Origin of the sequence: Phaeobacter cretensis (assembly GCF_047372505.1) — a bacterium.
GTDB lineage: Bacteria > Pseudomonadota > Alphaproteobacteria > Rhodobacterales > Rhodobacteraceae > Phaeobacter > Phaeobacter cretensis.
The window spans coordinates 3,578,869-3,591,456 of sequence record NZ_JBKBEU010000001.1; the positions used below are offsets into that span (position 1 = coordinate 3,578,869).

Here is a 12,588-nt window from a genome sequence, read left to right on the forward strand (position 1 = left end):
CCGACATCCGTCAAAAATTTTTTGCGCTGATGAATTCATGTAAGTGAATTCTTCGATGTAAGGAGATACAGAAAAGATGAGCGATATATCCAAATCCCAACGCCCCTCACGTCGCCAGTTTCTGGCCGGCGCTGCCGCTGTTGGGGCAGGGGCTGTCAGCAGCAGCGCTGCAAATGCCGCATCACCAGATCCACTGATCACAGAGGTACAGGACTGGGCCTCAGGTCTGGGGGATGGTGTGGATGCAACGCCCTATGGGTTGCCCATCGAATATGAGGCGGATGTAGTGCGGCGCAACGTGGAATGGTTGACTGCGGACACTATCAGTTCGATCAACTTTACGCCCATTCACGCGCTTGATGGTACGATTACGCCGCAGGGCTGCGCGTTTGAACGCCATCACTCCGGCGCAATTGAACTGCGCAAAAAAGACTACCGGTTGATGATCAACGGCCTGGTCGACCGACCTCTGGTCTTTACCTATGCGGATCTGGAACGCTTCCCACGTGAAAACCGCGTTTATTTCTGCGAATGTGCAGCGAATTCCGGAATGGAATGGGCTGGTGCACAGCTAAATGGCGCGCAATTCACCCATGGTATGATCCACAATATGGAATACTCCGGTGTGCCGCTGCGTACGTTGCTGGAGGAGGCGGGCGTAAACCCGGCAGGCAAATGGATCTATGTTGAAGGGGCAGATGCGTCATCCAACGGACGGTCCATCCCGCTTGAGAAGGCCATGAATGACGTGCTGGTGGCGTTCAAGGCTAACGGCGAGGCGCTGCGCAAGGAGCACGGCTACCCTGTGCGACTGGTCGTGCCGGGCTGGGAAGGCAATATGTGGATCAAATGGCTGCGCCGTGTCGAGGTGACAGAAGGTCCGATTGAAAGCCGCGAGGAGACGTCAAAATACACAGACACGCTGGCTGATGGTGTCAGTCGCAAGTGGACATGGGAAATGGACGCGAAATCTGTGGTTACCAGTCCGAGCCCACAATCACCAATCACGCACGGCAAAGGACCATTGGTTGTATCGGGGCTGGCTTGGTCAGGCCGCGGGGCCATTACCGGAGTGGATGTTTCGCGCGATGGTGGCAAAACCTGGGAGGAGGCCCGTCTGGCAGCCGCTGGGACCGACAAGGCGCTGACCCGTTTCTATCTTGATATCAAATGGGACGGGTCTGAGATGCTGCTGCAAAGCCGCGCACGCGATGCGTCCGGATATGTGCAGCCGACCAAAGCACAGCTGCGCGAGGTGCGCGGGCTGAACTCAATTTATCACAACAATGCCATCCAGACCTGGTGGGTCAAAGCAAGTGGGGAGGCTGAAAATGTCGAAGTTTCCTAAGGCAATCGCGATGACTGCGGTCGCATTGGCATTGGCAGTTCCTGCCGCAGCAGAAAAATACAACCTTGGTCGCTTGGCCTTGCCGGAAGAAGTCGCGGCTTGGAATCTGGATGTTGCACCCGATGGTACAGGTCTTCCCGAGGGTTCTGGTGATGTGCTTGTCGGGGAAGAGGTCTTTGCTGAGAAATGCGCGGTCTGCCATGGGGATTTTGCCGAAGGTGTTGGCAACTGGCCCAAATTGGCGGGCGGGCAGGACACATTGGACCATGATGATCCGCTAAAAACCGTAGGCAGCTACTGGCCCTATCTCTCGACGACATGGGATTATGTGAACCGCTCAATGCCGTTTGGTGACGCGCAATCGCTCACCCCGGATGAGGTCTACGCAATCGTAGCATATATCCTCTATTCCAATGATCTGGTCGAGGATGATTTTGTACTATCAAAAGCCAGCTTTGCCGATGTGCAATTGCCGAATGCCGATGGGTTCATTCTGGACGACAGGGAGACTTCAGAGGCGCATTTTTGGACCGCAAAGCCGTGTATGGAGAACTGCAAGGATAACGTCGAAATCACCATGCGTGCGCGTGTTTTGGATGTCACCCCAGAGGAAGCGGTGACAGCGGCACAAGCCGTCACGCAGGAGCCATCAGCCGAAGCAAGCACGGAGGTCGAAACTCAGCCGAAAGTCGAACCACCGGTCGCGGAGGTGGTCACAGCACTTGATCCGGAATTGGTCGCCAAGGGGGAGAAGACCTTCAGAAAGTGCAAAGCCTGTCATCAGATTGGTGAGGGAGCGAAATCCAAAACTGGCCCAATCCTGAATGGCATAATTGGCGCGCCTGCAGCGCGCGTCGAAGGGTTCCGATACTCGAAGGCAATGAAAGCTGCTGGAGAGGATGGTTTGGTTTGGGATGAGGCAGAACTTGCCGCATTTCTGGCCAAGCCCAAGAAATACATGAAGGGCACTAAAATGGCGTTTTCCGGGCTCAGGAAAGAGGCTGAGATTGAAGCGATTATTGCCTATCTTAAAGCGGCAACCACTGAATAATAGCTTGAGAATTGCTGGGTGGAGAACCCTCTGAGACACCCTCGTGCAATCTGTTGCGAGGGTGTTTTGCATACAGGGAAATAATTCCACTCTTGAGGCTCGGCGAGCACTTGTTTTGCCGAGCCCCTTCGGATAATCACGCCGGTTCTTTCTCTGCGACAGGTGCCCGATATGACACATCCCAACACCCTCGGTATCGACTTTGGCACCTCTAATTCTGCGGCTGGTGTCGCGGTCAATGGCCGACCTTGGTTGATTGAGGTCGAGGCGGGTGAAACCACATTGCCGACGGCTGTGTTCTTTGATCCTGACAGTCGTCGCATGAACATCGGGCGACGCGCAACGCGCGCGTTGATCAACGGGAACGAGGGTCGTTTCATGCGTGCATTGAAGAGCCTGCTCGGCACGCCTTTGATGCATGAAAGGCGCCGTTTGAATGGTGAAATGATTGATTTCGTGACCATTATTGCCCGCTTTCTGGCGGAACTGAAGGCGCGAGCCGAAAGCGCAACTGGCCAAACCTATACTCACGCGCTATCGGGCCGCCCGGTGCTGTTCCACAGTAAAGATGCCGCCCGCAACGCTAAGGCGGAGGTGGATTTGCGCGCTTGCTACCTTGCGGCGGGGTTTGAAGATGTGCGTTTCATGCTGGAACCCGAAGCCGCTTTGCGGTCGGCACAGGCACGCCCCGGCATTGGTCTGATTGTAGATATCGGTGGTGGTACGTCGGACTTTACCGCTTTTGATCAGGCGCAGGATGGGCAGGCACGAATTCTGGCGTCGCACGGTGTGCGGTTAGGTGGTACCGATTTTGACCGCCAGCTGAGCATTGATCACGTGATGCCGCTTTTGGGGCGGGGAAGTGCCATTCGTAACAGCTTCGGCGGTGGCAGCCTGCCTGCACCTAACCGGCTGTTTAATGAACTGGCGACCTGGCAGATGATCCCCTTTCTCTATGCTGTGGACAGCCGACGGGCGGCGAAGGATCTTGCACGCAATGCAGAAGAGCCTGAGAAACTCGCCCGTCTTGTTTCGGTACTGGAGGATGAACTGGGCCATGATCTGGCCTTTGCCGTTGAGCGAGGCAAAATCGCCGCGAACCAACCTGATCAGTCGCGCGCGATGATCGATCTAAAAATCCTCGAGCCGGGCCTGTCGGTGTTGCTGAAAAACGAATGTCTTGAGCAGAGCCTGTCTGCGGATGTTGCCGAGATCACGGCCTGCGCTGAGGAAACACTTAAACGCGCAGATCTGACCGGAGATCAAGTGTCGCGCGTGGTTCTTGTCGGTGGCTCGGCGCTGCTGGCAGGGGTTCAACATCAGATGCAGCAGCTCTGCCCAAGGGCGGAGCTATATACCGAGAACGCGATGACAGCCGTGGCGGATGGTCTCGCACTTGCTGCTGACAGCGCATTCGCCTGACAGAAGGCTTTGGCGGAGCCGCTGAGACACCCCATGTGTCGCCACGAGTAGCGGATATCCAGCGCGATGGCTGGTTTTGCCACGAGTTTCGGATAGACTGAGGGTCCATTTCCCAAGCGTTGGATCCGGTTCCCTATGATTTCCCAGTTGTTTCGCCCGTTCTCTCCGAATTCTGTTCGTCATCATCTTTCCGATGGGGGCGGGAGCAAACCAGCCCGCCGACAGTCCGCGACGGCTCTGATTGTTGGTGCGCTCCTTTGTGGCCTGCCGCAAATTGCGACGGCGGCGTCGTGTGGCAATACCTCATCTGGGTTCGAGGCGTGGAAGAGCGGTTTCGCTAAGGAAGCAAAGCGCGCAGGCGTGCGACAGGCCGGGTTAACTGCGCTGGCCTCTACCACATATGCCCGTCGTACAATCGCTGCCGACCGTAACCAGAAGAGCTTTCGGTATTCTCTGGACAAATTCATGCAGGTCCGAGGCGCTAATACAATCATCGCCCAGGGCCGTAAGCGAAAGGCACGCAACTCCGAGTTCTTTGCCGCACTAGAGCGAAAGTATGGCGTGCCTGCGGGGATCCTGATTGCCATTCATGGCATGGAAACGGCGTTTGGCAATTACATGGGAGACAGCAAGGTCGTGTCCGCCATTGTGACGTTGACCTATGATTGTCGCCGATCTGATTTCTTCAAACCCCATGCGCTTGGGGCTCTGAAGCTGGTTGATCGCGGGGCAATCACCGGCGCTACCAAAGGTGCCAAACATGGAGAACTGGGTCATACCCAGTTTCTGCCCGGCAATGCGCTCAACTACGGGGTCGATTGGGACGGCAACGGCCGGGTCGATTTGTACAAAATGGGAGATGCCCTGGCCTCCACTGCATATTTCCTACGAAAGAAAGGTTGGAAACCGGGGCGTGGCTATCAGCAGGGGGAACCCAACTATCGGGTCTTGAAGGAATGGAATGCTGCAACTGTATACCAGCAGTCACTGGCCATTATGGGGCGCAAGATCGATGGTTAGGCGATCATGGCTATCAGAGACTGAATAGGGCGCTCCGATAGGAGGGCTTGGGCCCAGGTGGAGCGGGCACTTGAAGGAATATGATCAATTCCAGCCTTTGCGGAAAAAGTGTGGGCTGGCACCAAACTTGCGTTTGAACTGGCGAGAGAAATGCGTGGCGCTGTTGAATCCGGACGCCAGCGCGATCTCGGTCACTGACATGGATGTTTCATTCATCAGGGCAAAGGCATGGCTAAGCCGCATATCGAAATAGACATGCATTGGGCTTTGATCCAGATAGCGGGCAAACAACCGCTCCAACTGGCGGCGCGAGATGTCTAGCTTATCGCATAGGCCCCCGATGGACAGTGGTTCTTCAATCGACTCCTGCATCAGTTGCAGCGCATTCAACAGGCGTTGATTGCGGCTTCCGATGGCGACCGCATAGTTGGATTTCTGTGGGGTGGTCTGCCCACCTGTGCGTACATGCAGGCACATGTCGGCCACGATAATGGCCAATTGCTTGCCATGGCGATCTTCGATCAGATTTAGCATCATGTCAGTAGCGGCATTTCCACCCCCACATGTCATCAGCGTATCACTGATCTCGAAGATCCGCGGAGACGGGAGCAGATCTGGATAGCGTTCAATAAAACCGGGTTGGTTTTCCCAATGCAGGGTGAACCTGTGATCGCCAAGAAGCCCGGCCTGTGCCAGCGCAAAAGCGCCTGTGCAGATCCCTCCAATGGACCGTCCAAAACGACGTTCGCGTCGCAGCCAATTCAGCACTGCGTCGTTCGCCGCATTCTGCGGCTCGACCCCGGAGCAGACAAAGGCGAGGGAATCCCCGGGCAGTTGTCCCATCGGTAGGTCCGGCGTGATGGTCATTCCGTTAGAACATTGGATGGGTGTGCCGTCAGGCGTCATGACATACCAGCGATAAAGCTGAGTATTTGTAACTTGATTGGCAATGCGCAAAGGCTCGACCGCGGCCGCGATTGGCAACAACGTCGCTTTGGGCAAAAGCAGAAAGTAAAAATCCTGCCGCTTACCGTCAAATGGGATCGTCAGATTGGCCGACGCTCTTTTTTGCACAAAATAATCGTCAATCATGTCGGGAACCTGTAACGCGCCGGTTTCGGTTGGGTCAGAATACTGTGGTAGTTAACCCCGATCCCCCGCTTTCATCCATCAGTTTGCGACGGCGAGACGACGGTTTTCGACCACAACACGACTGTTTGCGCCATCGGCGTGTATCCAGTGATGGCACAGAGAAAAGCAAAAACAATTGCCGGCCCTTGCAGCCCAAATGTGCCGGTACTAAGACTCAGGTAATACTCAGTCGGTTATGATGCCGATACAATTCAAAGCAGGCAGGTCAATATGGTCGATCCAAGAGAAACATACATGAACACGCTGGTGCCGATGGTGGTGGAACAGACCAGCCGCGGCGAACGCGCCTATGATATCTTTTCCCGCCTGCTAAAAGAGCGGATCATTTTCCTGAATGGTCCGGTGCATGATGGGATGAGTTCACTGATCGTGGCCCAGCTGCTGCACCTTGAGGCGGAAAACCCATCGAAAGAGATTTCGATGTATATCAACAGTCCCGGCGGCGTTGTGACCTCGGGCCTGTCGATCTACGACACCATGCAGTACATCAAACCCAAGGTTTCAACATTGGTGATTGGCCAGGCCGCGTCCATGGGCTCGCTGCTGTTGACAGCAGGTGAAGCCGGGATGCGTTTCTCGCTGCCCAACAGCCGGGTTATGGTGCACCAACCGTCTGGCGGCTTTCAGGGTCAGGCAACGGATATCATGATCCATGCCGAAGAAACCCTGAAGTTGAAAAAGCGTCTGAATGAAATCTACGTGAAGCACACAGGTCAGGAATACGACAAAATCGTTGATGCGCTGGAGCGCGACAACTTTATGTCACCTGAAGACGCAAAAGAATTCGGACTGATCGACGAAATCGTCGAAAACCGCAGCAAGCTGGACCAAGAGGAAAGCTGATCGGCGGTGCAAGCTGATAGGTGTGTCCCGTTATCAATTGGGGCACACTTTGCGATTGTGGCGCTTGTGCCTGTGGCATAAGCTGCCAATATTACGGGTGGCGCAGGAGGCGCATGCACGCCCCGGACGGAAAGGTAGACCATGGCAACGAACTCAAGCGGCGACAGCAAGAACACGCTCTATTGCAGCTTCTGCGGCAAGAGCCAGCATGAGGTGCGCAAGCTTATTGCGGGCCCAACCGTGTTCATCTGCGACGAATGCGTCGAACTGTGCATGGACATCATCCGCGAAGAGACGAAGGCTTCTGGCCTGAAATCTACTGATGGTGTCCCTACACCAAAGGACATCTGCGAAGTTCTGGATGACTATGTGATTGGTCAGGCCATGGCCAAGCGGGTGTTGTCGGTTGCTGTGCACAATCACTACAAGCGCCTGAACCATGCCCAGAAGGCGGGTTCGGACATCGAATTGTCGAAATCAAACATCCTGCTGATCGGCCCAACAGGCTGTGGTAAGACGCTGCTGGCACAAACGCTGGCGCGGATTCTGGATGTGCCCTTTACTATGGCGGACGCCACCACGTTGACCGAAGCTGGCTACGTTGGTGAGGATGTTGAGAACATCATTCTCAAGCTGCTGCAGGCCTCGGAATACAATGTCGAGCGTGCGCAGCGCGGCATCGTCTATATTGACGAGGTCGACAAGATCACCCGTAAGTCAGAGAACCCGTCGATCACTCGTGATGTGTCGGGTGAGGGTGTACAGCAGGCGTTGCTTAAGCTGATGGAAGGCACCGTTGCCTCCGTGCCTCCGCAAGGAGGTCGCAAACATCCTCAGCAGGAATTCCTGCAGGTAGACACCACCAATATCTTGTTCATCTGTGGCGGCGCGTTTGCTGGTCTCGACAAAATCATCAAACAGCGCGGTAAAGGCTCTGCCATGGGCTTTGGCGCCGACGTGCGCGATGACAGCGACGCGGGTGTGGGTGAGACTTTCAAGGATCTGGAGCCCGAAGATCTGCTGAAATTCGGGCTTATTCCGGAATTCGTTGGACGTTTGCCAGTTCTCGCAACGCTCGAGGATCTGGATGAAGATGCGCTGATCACAATTCTGACCAAGCCAAAGAATGCGCTGGTCAAACAATATCAGCGCCTGTTCGAACTCGAAGACACCGAGTTGGACTTCACCGAAGAGGCGCTGAGCGCGATCGCCAAAAAGGCTATTGAACGCAAAACCGGTGCCCGTGGCCTGCGCTCCATCCTGGAAGATATCCTGCTCAACACCATGTTTGAGCTGCCTGGAATGGAGAGCGTGGAAAAAGTCGTCGTGAACGAGGAGGCCGTAAACTCTGAAGCACAACCGCTGATGATTCACGCCGACGCTGAGAAAGAGCCCGCCACTGCGAGTTGATCTCGCGGTTGAGGTTTGGTGTAACAGCCAGGATTGTTTACAAACGGCGCGGGGGTAACCTCGCGCCGTTTTGTTTTAAGAAGGACATCTATCATGATTAGGCGCATTTCCTCAGGCGGAGAATTTGAGGCGAAGGTCGGCTATTGTCGCGCGGTTGTTGCGGGAGGCTTTGTCCATGTGGCAGGCACCGTGGGGCAGGGGGGCGACGTCGTGGCGCAATGTAAATCAGCGCTTGATATCATCGCGGCAGCGCTGGCAGAGGCTGGTAGCAGCTTCTCGGACGTGGTTCGGGTCAATTATTACGTACCTGACCGAGCGGAGTTTGAACCCTGTTGGCCTCTGTTGGCGCAAACCTTTGGTGAGGCACCACCTGCGGCTACGATGATCGAATGCGGCCTGATTGATCCCAAGTATAGGATCGAGATTGAGGTGACGGCGCTGGCTTCACCACAAAACGAGGTGCAAGTTTGAGCAAAGTTGACCGGCGGCTAGAATTGGAAACCGCGCATCTGAGCCGTTTCCTCGCGCCGCCCCACCATAAGTTTCTGTAGCACGTTCTTTTCGGATGTGGGGGGCATACCCAGCATTACCGTAGCCGCGTTTAGTGTATGGTCCGTCATGCTTTGCCATCCACTGTCATCCTTCTGCGTCACGTTAGTTGTCTTGGCCTCTTGTTGCGTACGGTTGTCACCAAGTATCAGGTTGGTAACCTGCAGCCGGTCCAGAGCGGCAATGCTGACAATAAGAGTCGCGACAAAAGAAAGGATGAAACGCACGGGCTGTCTCGCTATCGGATGTTAAGATCTCTCGACCATCATGGGCCGGAAATGTGGCTCCAATGTGCAATCGTAGATAAGTTTTGCGACATTCAGCTGAGCTGAGTGCTAGGCATCTGGACGTTGGCGGTAATTTGCGCCATATCAGAAGCGAAATTTTCGGAGGAACCGATGGGAATCCTGAACTCTCTCTTGCGGGCTGTCACCTGGTGGAACGGCTCGACCCTGAATACGCGTATTTTCACCGCCCGAAAGGGCACGAAGGTGGGGGAAGACGATCAGGGCAACGTGTTTTACCGCAACGCAGACGACAGCAAACGCTGGGTTATGTTCAACGGCGAGGTTGAGGCCTCACGTATTGGTGCGGATTGGCACGGTTGGCTGCATCGCACCTATGATGACGTGCCATCAGAGAAACCGTTGGTTCATAAGTCGTGGGAAAAGCCGCATCAGGAAAACCTGACCGGTACCATGCTCGCCTATGCGCCCGCTGGGTCGATCCGTGCTGCAGGCGCTCCCAAAGAGCGTAGCGACTACGAAGCCTGGTCGCCTGAATAGGGTTTGATCGGATTTTGATAAGGACAACAGCGCCGTAATAGGCGTTGACCGGTCAGCAGATGTGTTGACCAAACCAAAGGCGAAGGCTGAAACAGCATGTCACATAACACTACCGAAGTTCTGGCAGGCGGGCTGGTTCTGGCTGCGGCCATTGGGTTTGCAGTCTATGCCGGGCAGGCGGCTGGCCTGTCACGGGCAGGGTCAGCCTATGAGCTGAACGCGTCATTCCGATCGTTGGAAGGGGTGAGTGTTGGGACCGATGTGCGGCTTGCAGGTGTGAAAATCGGTACCGTAACCGGGGTTGAATTGAACTCAGAAACCTTCCGTGCTGATACCCGGTTCTCCGTTCAGGACGGGATCGAAATCCCGGATGACAGTGCGGTTGTGATCTCCTCCGAAGGCCTTTTGGGTGGGAACTTTGTTGAGGTAATGCCCGGAGGGTCGCCGTTCGCATTCGAAGCTGGCGATGCCGTCGAAGACACCCAAGGCGCGGTGAGCTTGATCTCGCTATTGGTTAAGTTCGTTGCCGGCGGCGGAGACGAAGGGTGATGCGTCATTTGCTCATAGCCCTTTCACTTGTGTTGAGTGGCACCAGTGCGTGGGGGAAGGGGGCAGCTGAAAATGGTCAGTCAGCCGTTCTGAGAGGTCTTGATAAAGTTAACGGTCAGACTCAGGATTTGGAAATTCCTGTAGGTGGCAGCGCCGAGGTGTTTGGTGTCATCGTCAGCTTGATGGAATGCAGATACCCCGCTGACAACCCTACGGGAGACGCCTACGCCTATCTGACCGTTCGCAATCCAAATGATGCAACGGTTTACTTCGATGGCTGGATGGTCGCCTCGAGCCCGGCGCTGAATGCGCTGGACCACAGCCGCTACGACATCTGGGTCATGCGCTGTACCAGCGCCTGAGGTTCTGGCTGCTCCGGCGTGATGAAATCTGCTTTGATATCAAGTGCCTCGCGCAATTGGCTACGGTAGCTGGCACGGCTGATTTCAACGGCCCCTAGCGATGCCAGATGTGGCGTTAGAAATTGCGTGTCACATAGCGTGAAACCAGCCTGCGCCAAGCGATCCATTAGATAGGCGAGCGCGATTTTTGATGCATCCCGCTGCCGCGAAAACATGCTTTCTCCAAAGAACGCGCCACCAAGTACGACGCCGTAGACGCCGCCGATCAGCTGATCCTGTCGAAAAACCTCAAGCGAATGGGCGTTGCCTTGATTGTGTAGATCAATGTAGCGGGCGCGGATTTCCGGATTGATCCAGGTTTCCTCTCGATCTGCGCAACAATCTAATACGGCGGCAAAATCCCGATTTACGGTAATCTGGTAGTCGCCTTGGCGCAGGGTTTTGATGAGGGAGCGCGACAGGTGAAAGCCACCAATTGGGAATACGCCACGGCGTTTAGGATTAACCCAGAACACCTCAGGATCATCCCGGCTTTCCGCCATTGGGAAAACGCCGACTGAATAGGCGTGCAGCAGCAGATCTGGCGTGAGAGTCATGGTGTTAGTCTAGATTGGGATTGGCTGCCCGCCAAGGAAATGGAAAACGTCATGATAAAACGCGACCGCGTTGCGACTATCAAAGCCCCAAAGGCAGGTTGTGATTTATGAAAAGGGCGGCCCAAAAAGGCCGCCCATAGCGATGATCACGCGTTGCCGAGATTGGTTTCTAACCAATGCTCAAGCCAGTGAATGTTGTACTCACCGGTATGGATGTCTTTTTCTTCAAGCAGAGCGTGGAACAGCGGCACCGTGGTTTCGACACCGTCCACGATCAGCTCTCCCAAAGCACGGCTGAGGCGTGCCAGCGCTTCGGGCCGATCACGACCGTGCACGATCAATTTGCCGATCAAGCTGTCGTAATAAGGTGGGATCGAATAGCCATCATACAGCGCAGAATCCATCCGAACGCCCAGACCGCCGGGGGCGTGATACTGGGTGATCTTACCCGGGCAGGGTGAGAAGTTTGGCAATTTCTCAGCGTTGATACGGACCTCAATGGAGTGACCGTTGATCTCCAGATCATCCTGGCTAAAGGACATTGGAAGACCGTCCGCGACACGGATCTGTTCACGCACAAGATCGACGTCAAAGATACCTTCGGTCACCGGGTGTTCCACCTGAAGACGTGTGTTCATCTCGATGAAATAGAACTCGCCGTTTTCATAGAGAAACTCGATCGTGCCAGCGCCTATGTAGTTGATTTTGGCCACAGCGTCTGCGCAGGTTTTGCCGATCCGCGCGCGTTCCTCAGCGGTGATGCTGGGACCGGGGGCTTCTTCGAACACCTTTTGGTGACGGCGCTGAAGGGAGCAATCACGCTCGCCCAAATGGACCGCCTTGCCCTTGCCGTCGCCAAAGACCTGGATCTCAATGTGGCGGGGCGTGGTCAGGTATTTCTCGATGTAGACTTCGTCGTTGCCAAAGGCCGCCTTGCCTTCGGCACGGGCAGTCATAAACGCCTGCTCCATGTCGGCTGCAGTCTTGGCGACTTTCATACCCCGCCCACCGCCGCCAGCGGTGGCTTTGATAATCACGGGGTAGCCGATTTCTTCGCCGAGTTTCTGAGCTGTTTCCAGATCGGGTACGCCGCCATCAGAGCCAGGCACACATGGTACGCCAAGGGCCTTCATTGTGTCTTTGGCGGTGATCTTGTCACCCATAACACGGATATGTTCGGCGGTTGGGCCGATAAATGTTAGGCCGTGGTCTTCGACGATTTGCACGAAGTTCGCGTTCTCGGACAGAAAACCATAGCCGGGGTGGATCGCCTGCGCGCCTGTGATCTCACAGGCGGAGATAATGGCGGGGATCGACAGGTAGCTGTGGGTGCCGGAGGGCGGGCCAATACAGACGGATTCGTCAGCCATACGCACATGCATTGCGTCCGCGTCGGCGGTGGAATGTACGGCGACCGACTGGATGCCCATTTCGCGACAGGCACGGATCACGCGCAGAGCGATCTCACCGCGGTTGGCAATCAGGATCTTGTCAAACATGG

Annotated in this window: 14 protein-coding genes; 10 read left to right on the plus strand and 4 right to left on the minus strand. The window is 55.4% G+C overall.

From position 1 onward, the window contains the following. The first annotated feature begins 76 nt into the window (after positions 1–76). The 4 genes from soxC to ACEWZM_RS16970 all read left to right on the plus strand — a co-directional run bounded on the left by soxC (position 77) and on the right by ACEWZM_RS16970 (position 4,841). Positions 77–1,348, plus strand: a complete 1,272-nt coding sequence (soxC, locus tag ACEWZM_RS16955) for a sulfite dehydrogenase (RefSeq protein WP_414007555.1) — start codon at positions 77–79, stop codon at positions 1,346–1,348. Beyond that, entirely contained in the window at positions 1,332–2,399 is a 1,068-nt protein-coding gene (locus ACEWZM_RS16960) for a c-type cytochrome (RefSeq protein WP_414007556.1), read from the plus strand. Before soxC ends, ACEWZM_RS16960 begins: the two co-directional genes overlap by 17 nt. Positions 2,400–2,570: 171 nt before the next feature. After that, positions 2,571–3,821 carry an Hsp70 family protein gene (locus ACEWZM_RS16965; protein ID WP_414007557.1) on the plus strand — a complete coding sequence of 417 codons (1,251 nt, stop codon included), beginning with the start codon at positions 2,571–2,573 and terminating at the stop codon, positions 3,819–3,821. Positions 3,822–3,956: 135 nt separating this feature from the next. Further along, the gene (locus ACEWZM_RS16970; protein WP_414007558.1) at positions 3,957–4,841 is read left to right on the plus strand and encodes a lytic murein transglycosylase; all 885 of its coding nucleotides are present in this window, start codon (positions 3,957–3,959) and stop codon (positions 4,839–4,841) included. An 84-nt stretch (positions 4,842–4,925) separates the two neighbouring features. Here ACEWZM_RS16970 and ACEWZM_RS16975 read toward each other — a convergent pair whose 3' ends face one another. Then, a complete protein-coding gene (locus ACEWZM_RS16975) occupies positions 4,926–5,933 on the minus strand; it encodes a GlxA family transcriptional regulator (protein ID WP_414007559.1) in 1,008 nt (335 codons plus the stop codon). A gap of 270 nt (positions 5,934–6,203) precedes the next feature. Here ACEWZM_RS16975 and ACEWZM_RS16980 point away from each other — a divergent pair, with 270 nt between their 5' ends. The 3 genes from ACEWZM_RS16980 (at position 6,204) to ACEWZM_RS16990 (ending at position 8,717) form a co-directional block, all read left to right on the plus strand. Beyond that, positions 6,204–6,836 (plus strand): ATP-dependent Clp protease proteolytic subunit, encoded by a 633-nt coding sequence (locus tag ACEWZM_RS16980; protein WP_414007560.1) that lies wholly within the window; start codon positions 6,204–6,206, stop codon positions 6,834–6,836. A gap of 141 nt (positions 6,837–6,977) precedes the next feature. After that, a complete protein-coding gene (gene clpX, locus ACEWZM_RS16985; RefSeq protein WP_414007561.1) occupies positions 6,978–8,246 on the plus strand; it encodes an ATP-dependent Clp protease ATP-binding subunit ClpX in 1,269 nt (422 codons plus the stop codon). Positions 8,247–8,339: 93 nt separating this feature from the next. Continuing rightward, positions 8,340–8,717 carry a Rid family hydrolase gene (locus ACEWZM_RS16990; protein WP_414007562.1) on the plus strand — a complete coding sequence of 126 codons (378 nt, stop codon included), beginning with the start codon at positions 8,340–8,342 and terminating at the stop codon, positions 8,715–8,717. A 17-nt stretch (positions 8,718–8,734) separates the two neighbouring features. On the opposite strand, the gene ACEWZM_RS16995 is transcribed toward ACEWZM_RS16990, so the two are convergent. Beyond that, on the minus strand, positions 8,735–9,022 hold the full coding sequence (locus ACEWZM_RS16995; protein WP_414007563.1) for a hypothetical protein: 288 nt from the start codon (positions 9,020–9,022) through the stop codon (positions 8,735–8,737). A gap of 171 nt (positions 9,023–9,193) precedes the next feature. Between ACEWZM_RS16995 and ACEWZM_RS17000 the strand changes: the two genes are divergently transcribed. The 3 genes from ACEWZM_RS17000 to ACEWZM_RS17010 all read left to right on the plus strand — a co-directional run bounded on the left by ACEWZM_RS17000 (position 9,194) and on the right by ACEWZM_RS17010 (position 10,491). Then, positions 9,194–9,580: an NADH:ubiquinone oxidoreductase subunit NDUFA12 gene (locus ACEWZM_RS17000; protein ID WP_414007564.1), complete on the plus strand. Its 387-nt coding sequence runs from the start codon at positions 9,194–9,196 to the stop codon at positions 9,578–9,580. 96 nt (positions 9,581–9,676) lie between these two features. Beyond that, the gene (gene mlaD / locus ACEWZM_RS17005) at positions 9,677–10,129 is read left to right on the plus strand and encodes an outer membrane lipid asymmetry maintenance protein MlaD (RefSeq protein ID WP_414007565.1); all 453 of its coding nucleotides are present in this window, start codon (positions 9,677–9,679) and stop codon (positions 10,127–10,129) included. Next, complete coding sequence (locus ACEWZM_RS17010; protein WP_414007566.1) at positions 10,129–10,491, plus strand: DUF2155 domain-containing protein; 363 nt, start codon at positions 10,129–10,131, stop codon at positions 10,489–10,491. The genes mlaD and ACEWZM_RS17010 overlap by 1 nt, the downstream gene beginning before the upstream one ends. On the opposite strand, the gene aat is transcribed toward ACEWZM_RS17010, so the two are convergent. Further along, a complete protein-coding gene (gene aat / locus ACEWZM_RS17015; RefSeq protein ID WP_414007567.1) occupies positions 10,455–11,087 on the minus strand; it encodes a leucyl/phenylalanyl-tRNA--protein transferase in 633 nt (210 codons plus the stop codon). The two genes, ACEWZM_RS17010 and aat, sit on opposite strands and share 37 nt — an antisense overlap. Positions 11,088–11,233: 146 nt before the next feature. Further along, entirely contained in the window at positions 11,234–12,586 is a 1,353-nt protein-coding gene (gene accC, locus ACEWZM_RS17020) for an acetyl-CoA carboxylase biotin carboxylase subunit (protein WP_414007568.1), read from the minus strand. Between the last annotated feature and the right edge of the window lie 2 nt (positions 12,587–12,588).

Coding starts and splice junctions, on each gene's coding strand:
- soxC (WP_414007555.1), top strand. CDS start 77: ATGAGCGATATATCCAAATCCCAACGCCCCTCACGTCGCCAGTTTCTG.
- ACEWZM_RS16960 (WP_414007556.1), top strand. CDS start 1,332: ATGTCGAAGTTTCCTAAGGCAATCGCGATGACTGCGGTCGCATTGGCA.
- ACEWZM_RS16965 (WP_414007557.1), top strand. CDS start 2,571: ATGACACATCCCAACACCCTCGGTATCGACTTTGGCACCTCTAATTCT.
- ACEWZM_RS16970 (WP_414007558.1), top strand. CDS start 3,957: ATGATTTCCCAGTTGTTTCGCCCGTTCTCTCCGAATTCTGTTCGTCAT.
- ACEWZM_RS16975 (WP_414007559.1), bottom strand. CDS start 5,933: ATGATTGACGATTATTTTGTGCAAAAAAGAGCGTCGGCCAATCTGACG.
- ACEWZM_RS16980 (WP_414007560.1), top strand. CDS start 6,204: ATGGTCGATCCAAGAGAAACATACATGAACACGCTGGTGCCGATGGTG.
- clpX (WP_414007561.1), top strand. CDS start 6,978: ATGGCAACGAACTCAAGCGGCGACAGCAAGAACACGCTCTATTGCAGC.
- ACEWZM_RS16990 (WP_414007562.1), top strand. CDS start 8,340: ATGATTAGGCGCATTTCCTCAGGCGGAGAATTTGAGGCGAAGGTCGGC.
- ACEWZM_RS17000 (WP_414007564.1), top strand. CDS start 9,194: ATGGGAATCCTGAACTCTCTCTTGCGGGCTGTCACCTGGTGGAACGGC.
- mlaD (WP_414007565.1), top strand. CDS start 9,677: ATGTCACATAACACTACCGAAGTTCTGGCAGGCGGGCTGGTTCTGGCT.
- ACEWZM_RS17010 (WP_414007566.1), top strand. CDS start 10,129: ATGCGTCATTTGCTCATAGCCCTTTCACTTGTGTTGAGTGGCACCAGT.
- aat (WP_414007567.1), bottom strand. CDS start 11,087: ATGACTCTCACGCCAGATCTGCTGCTGCACGCCTATTCAGTCGGCGTT.
- accC (WP_414007568.1), bottom strand. CDS start 12,586: ATGTTTGACAAGATCCTGATTGCCAACCGCGGTGAGATCGCTCTGCGC.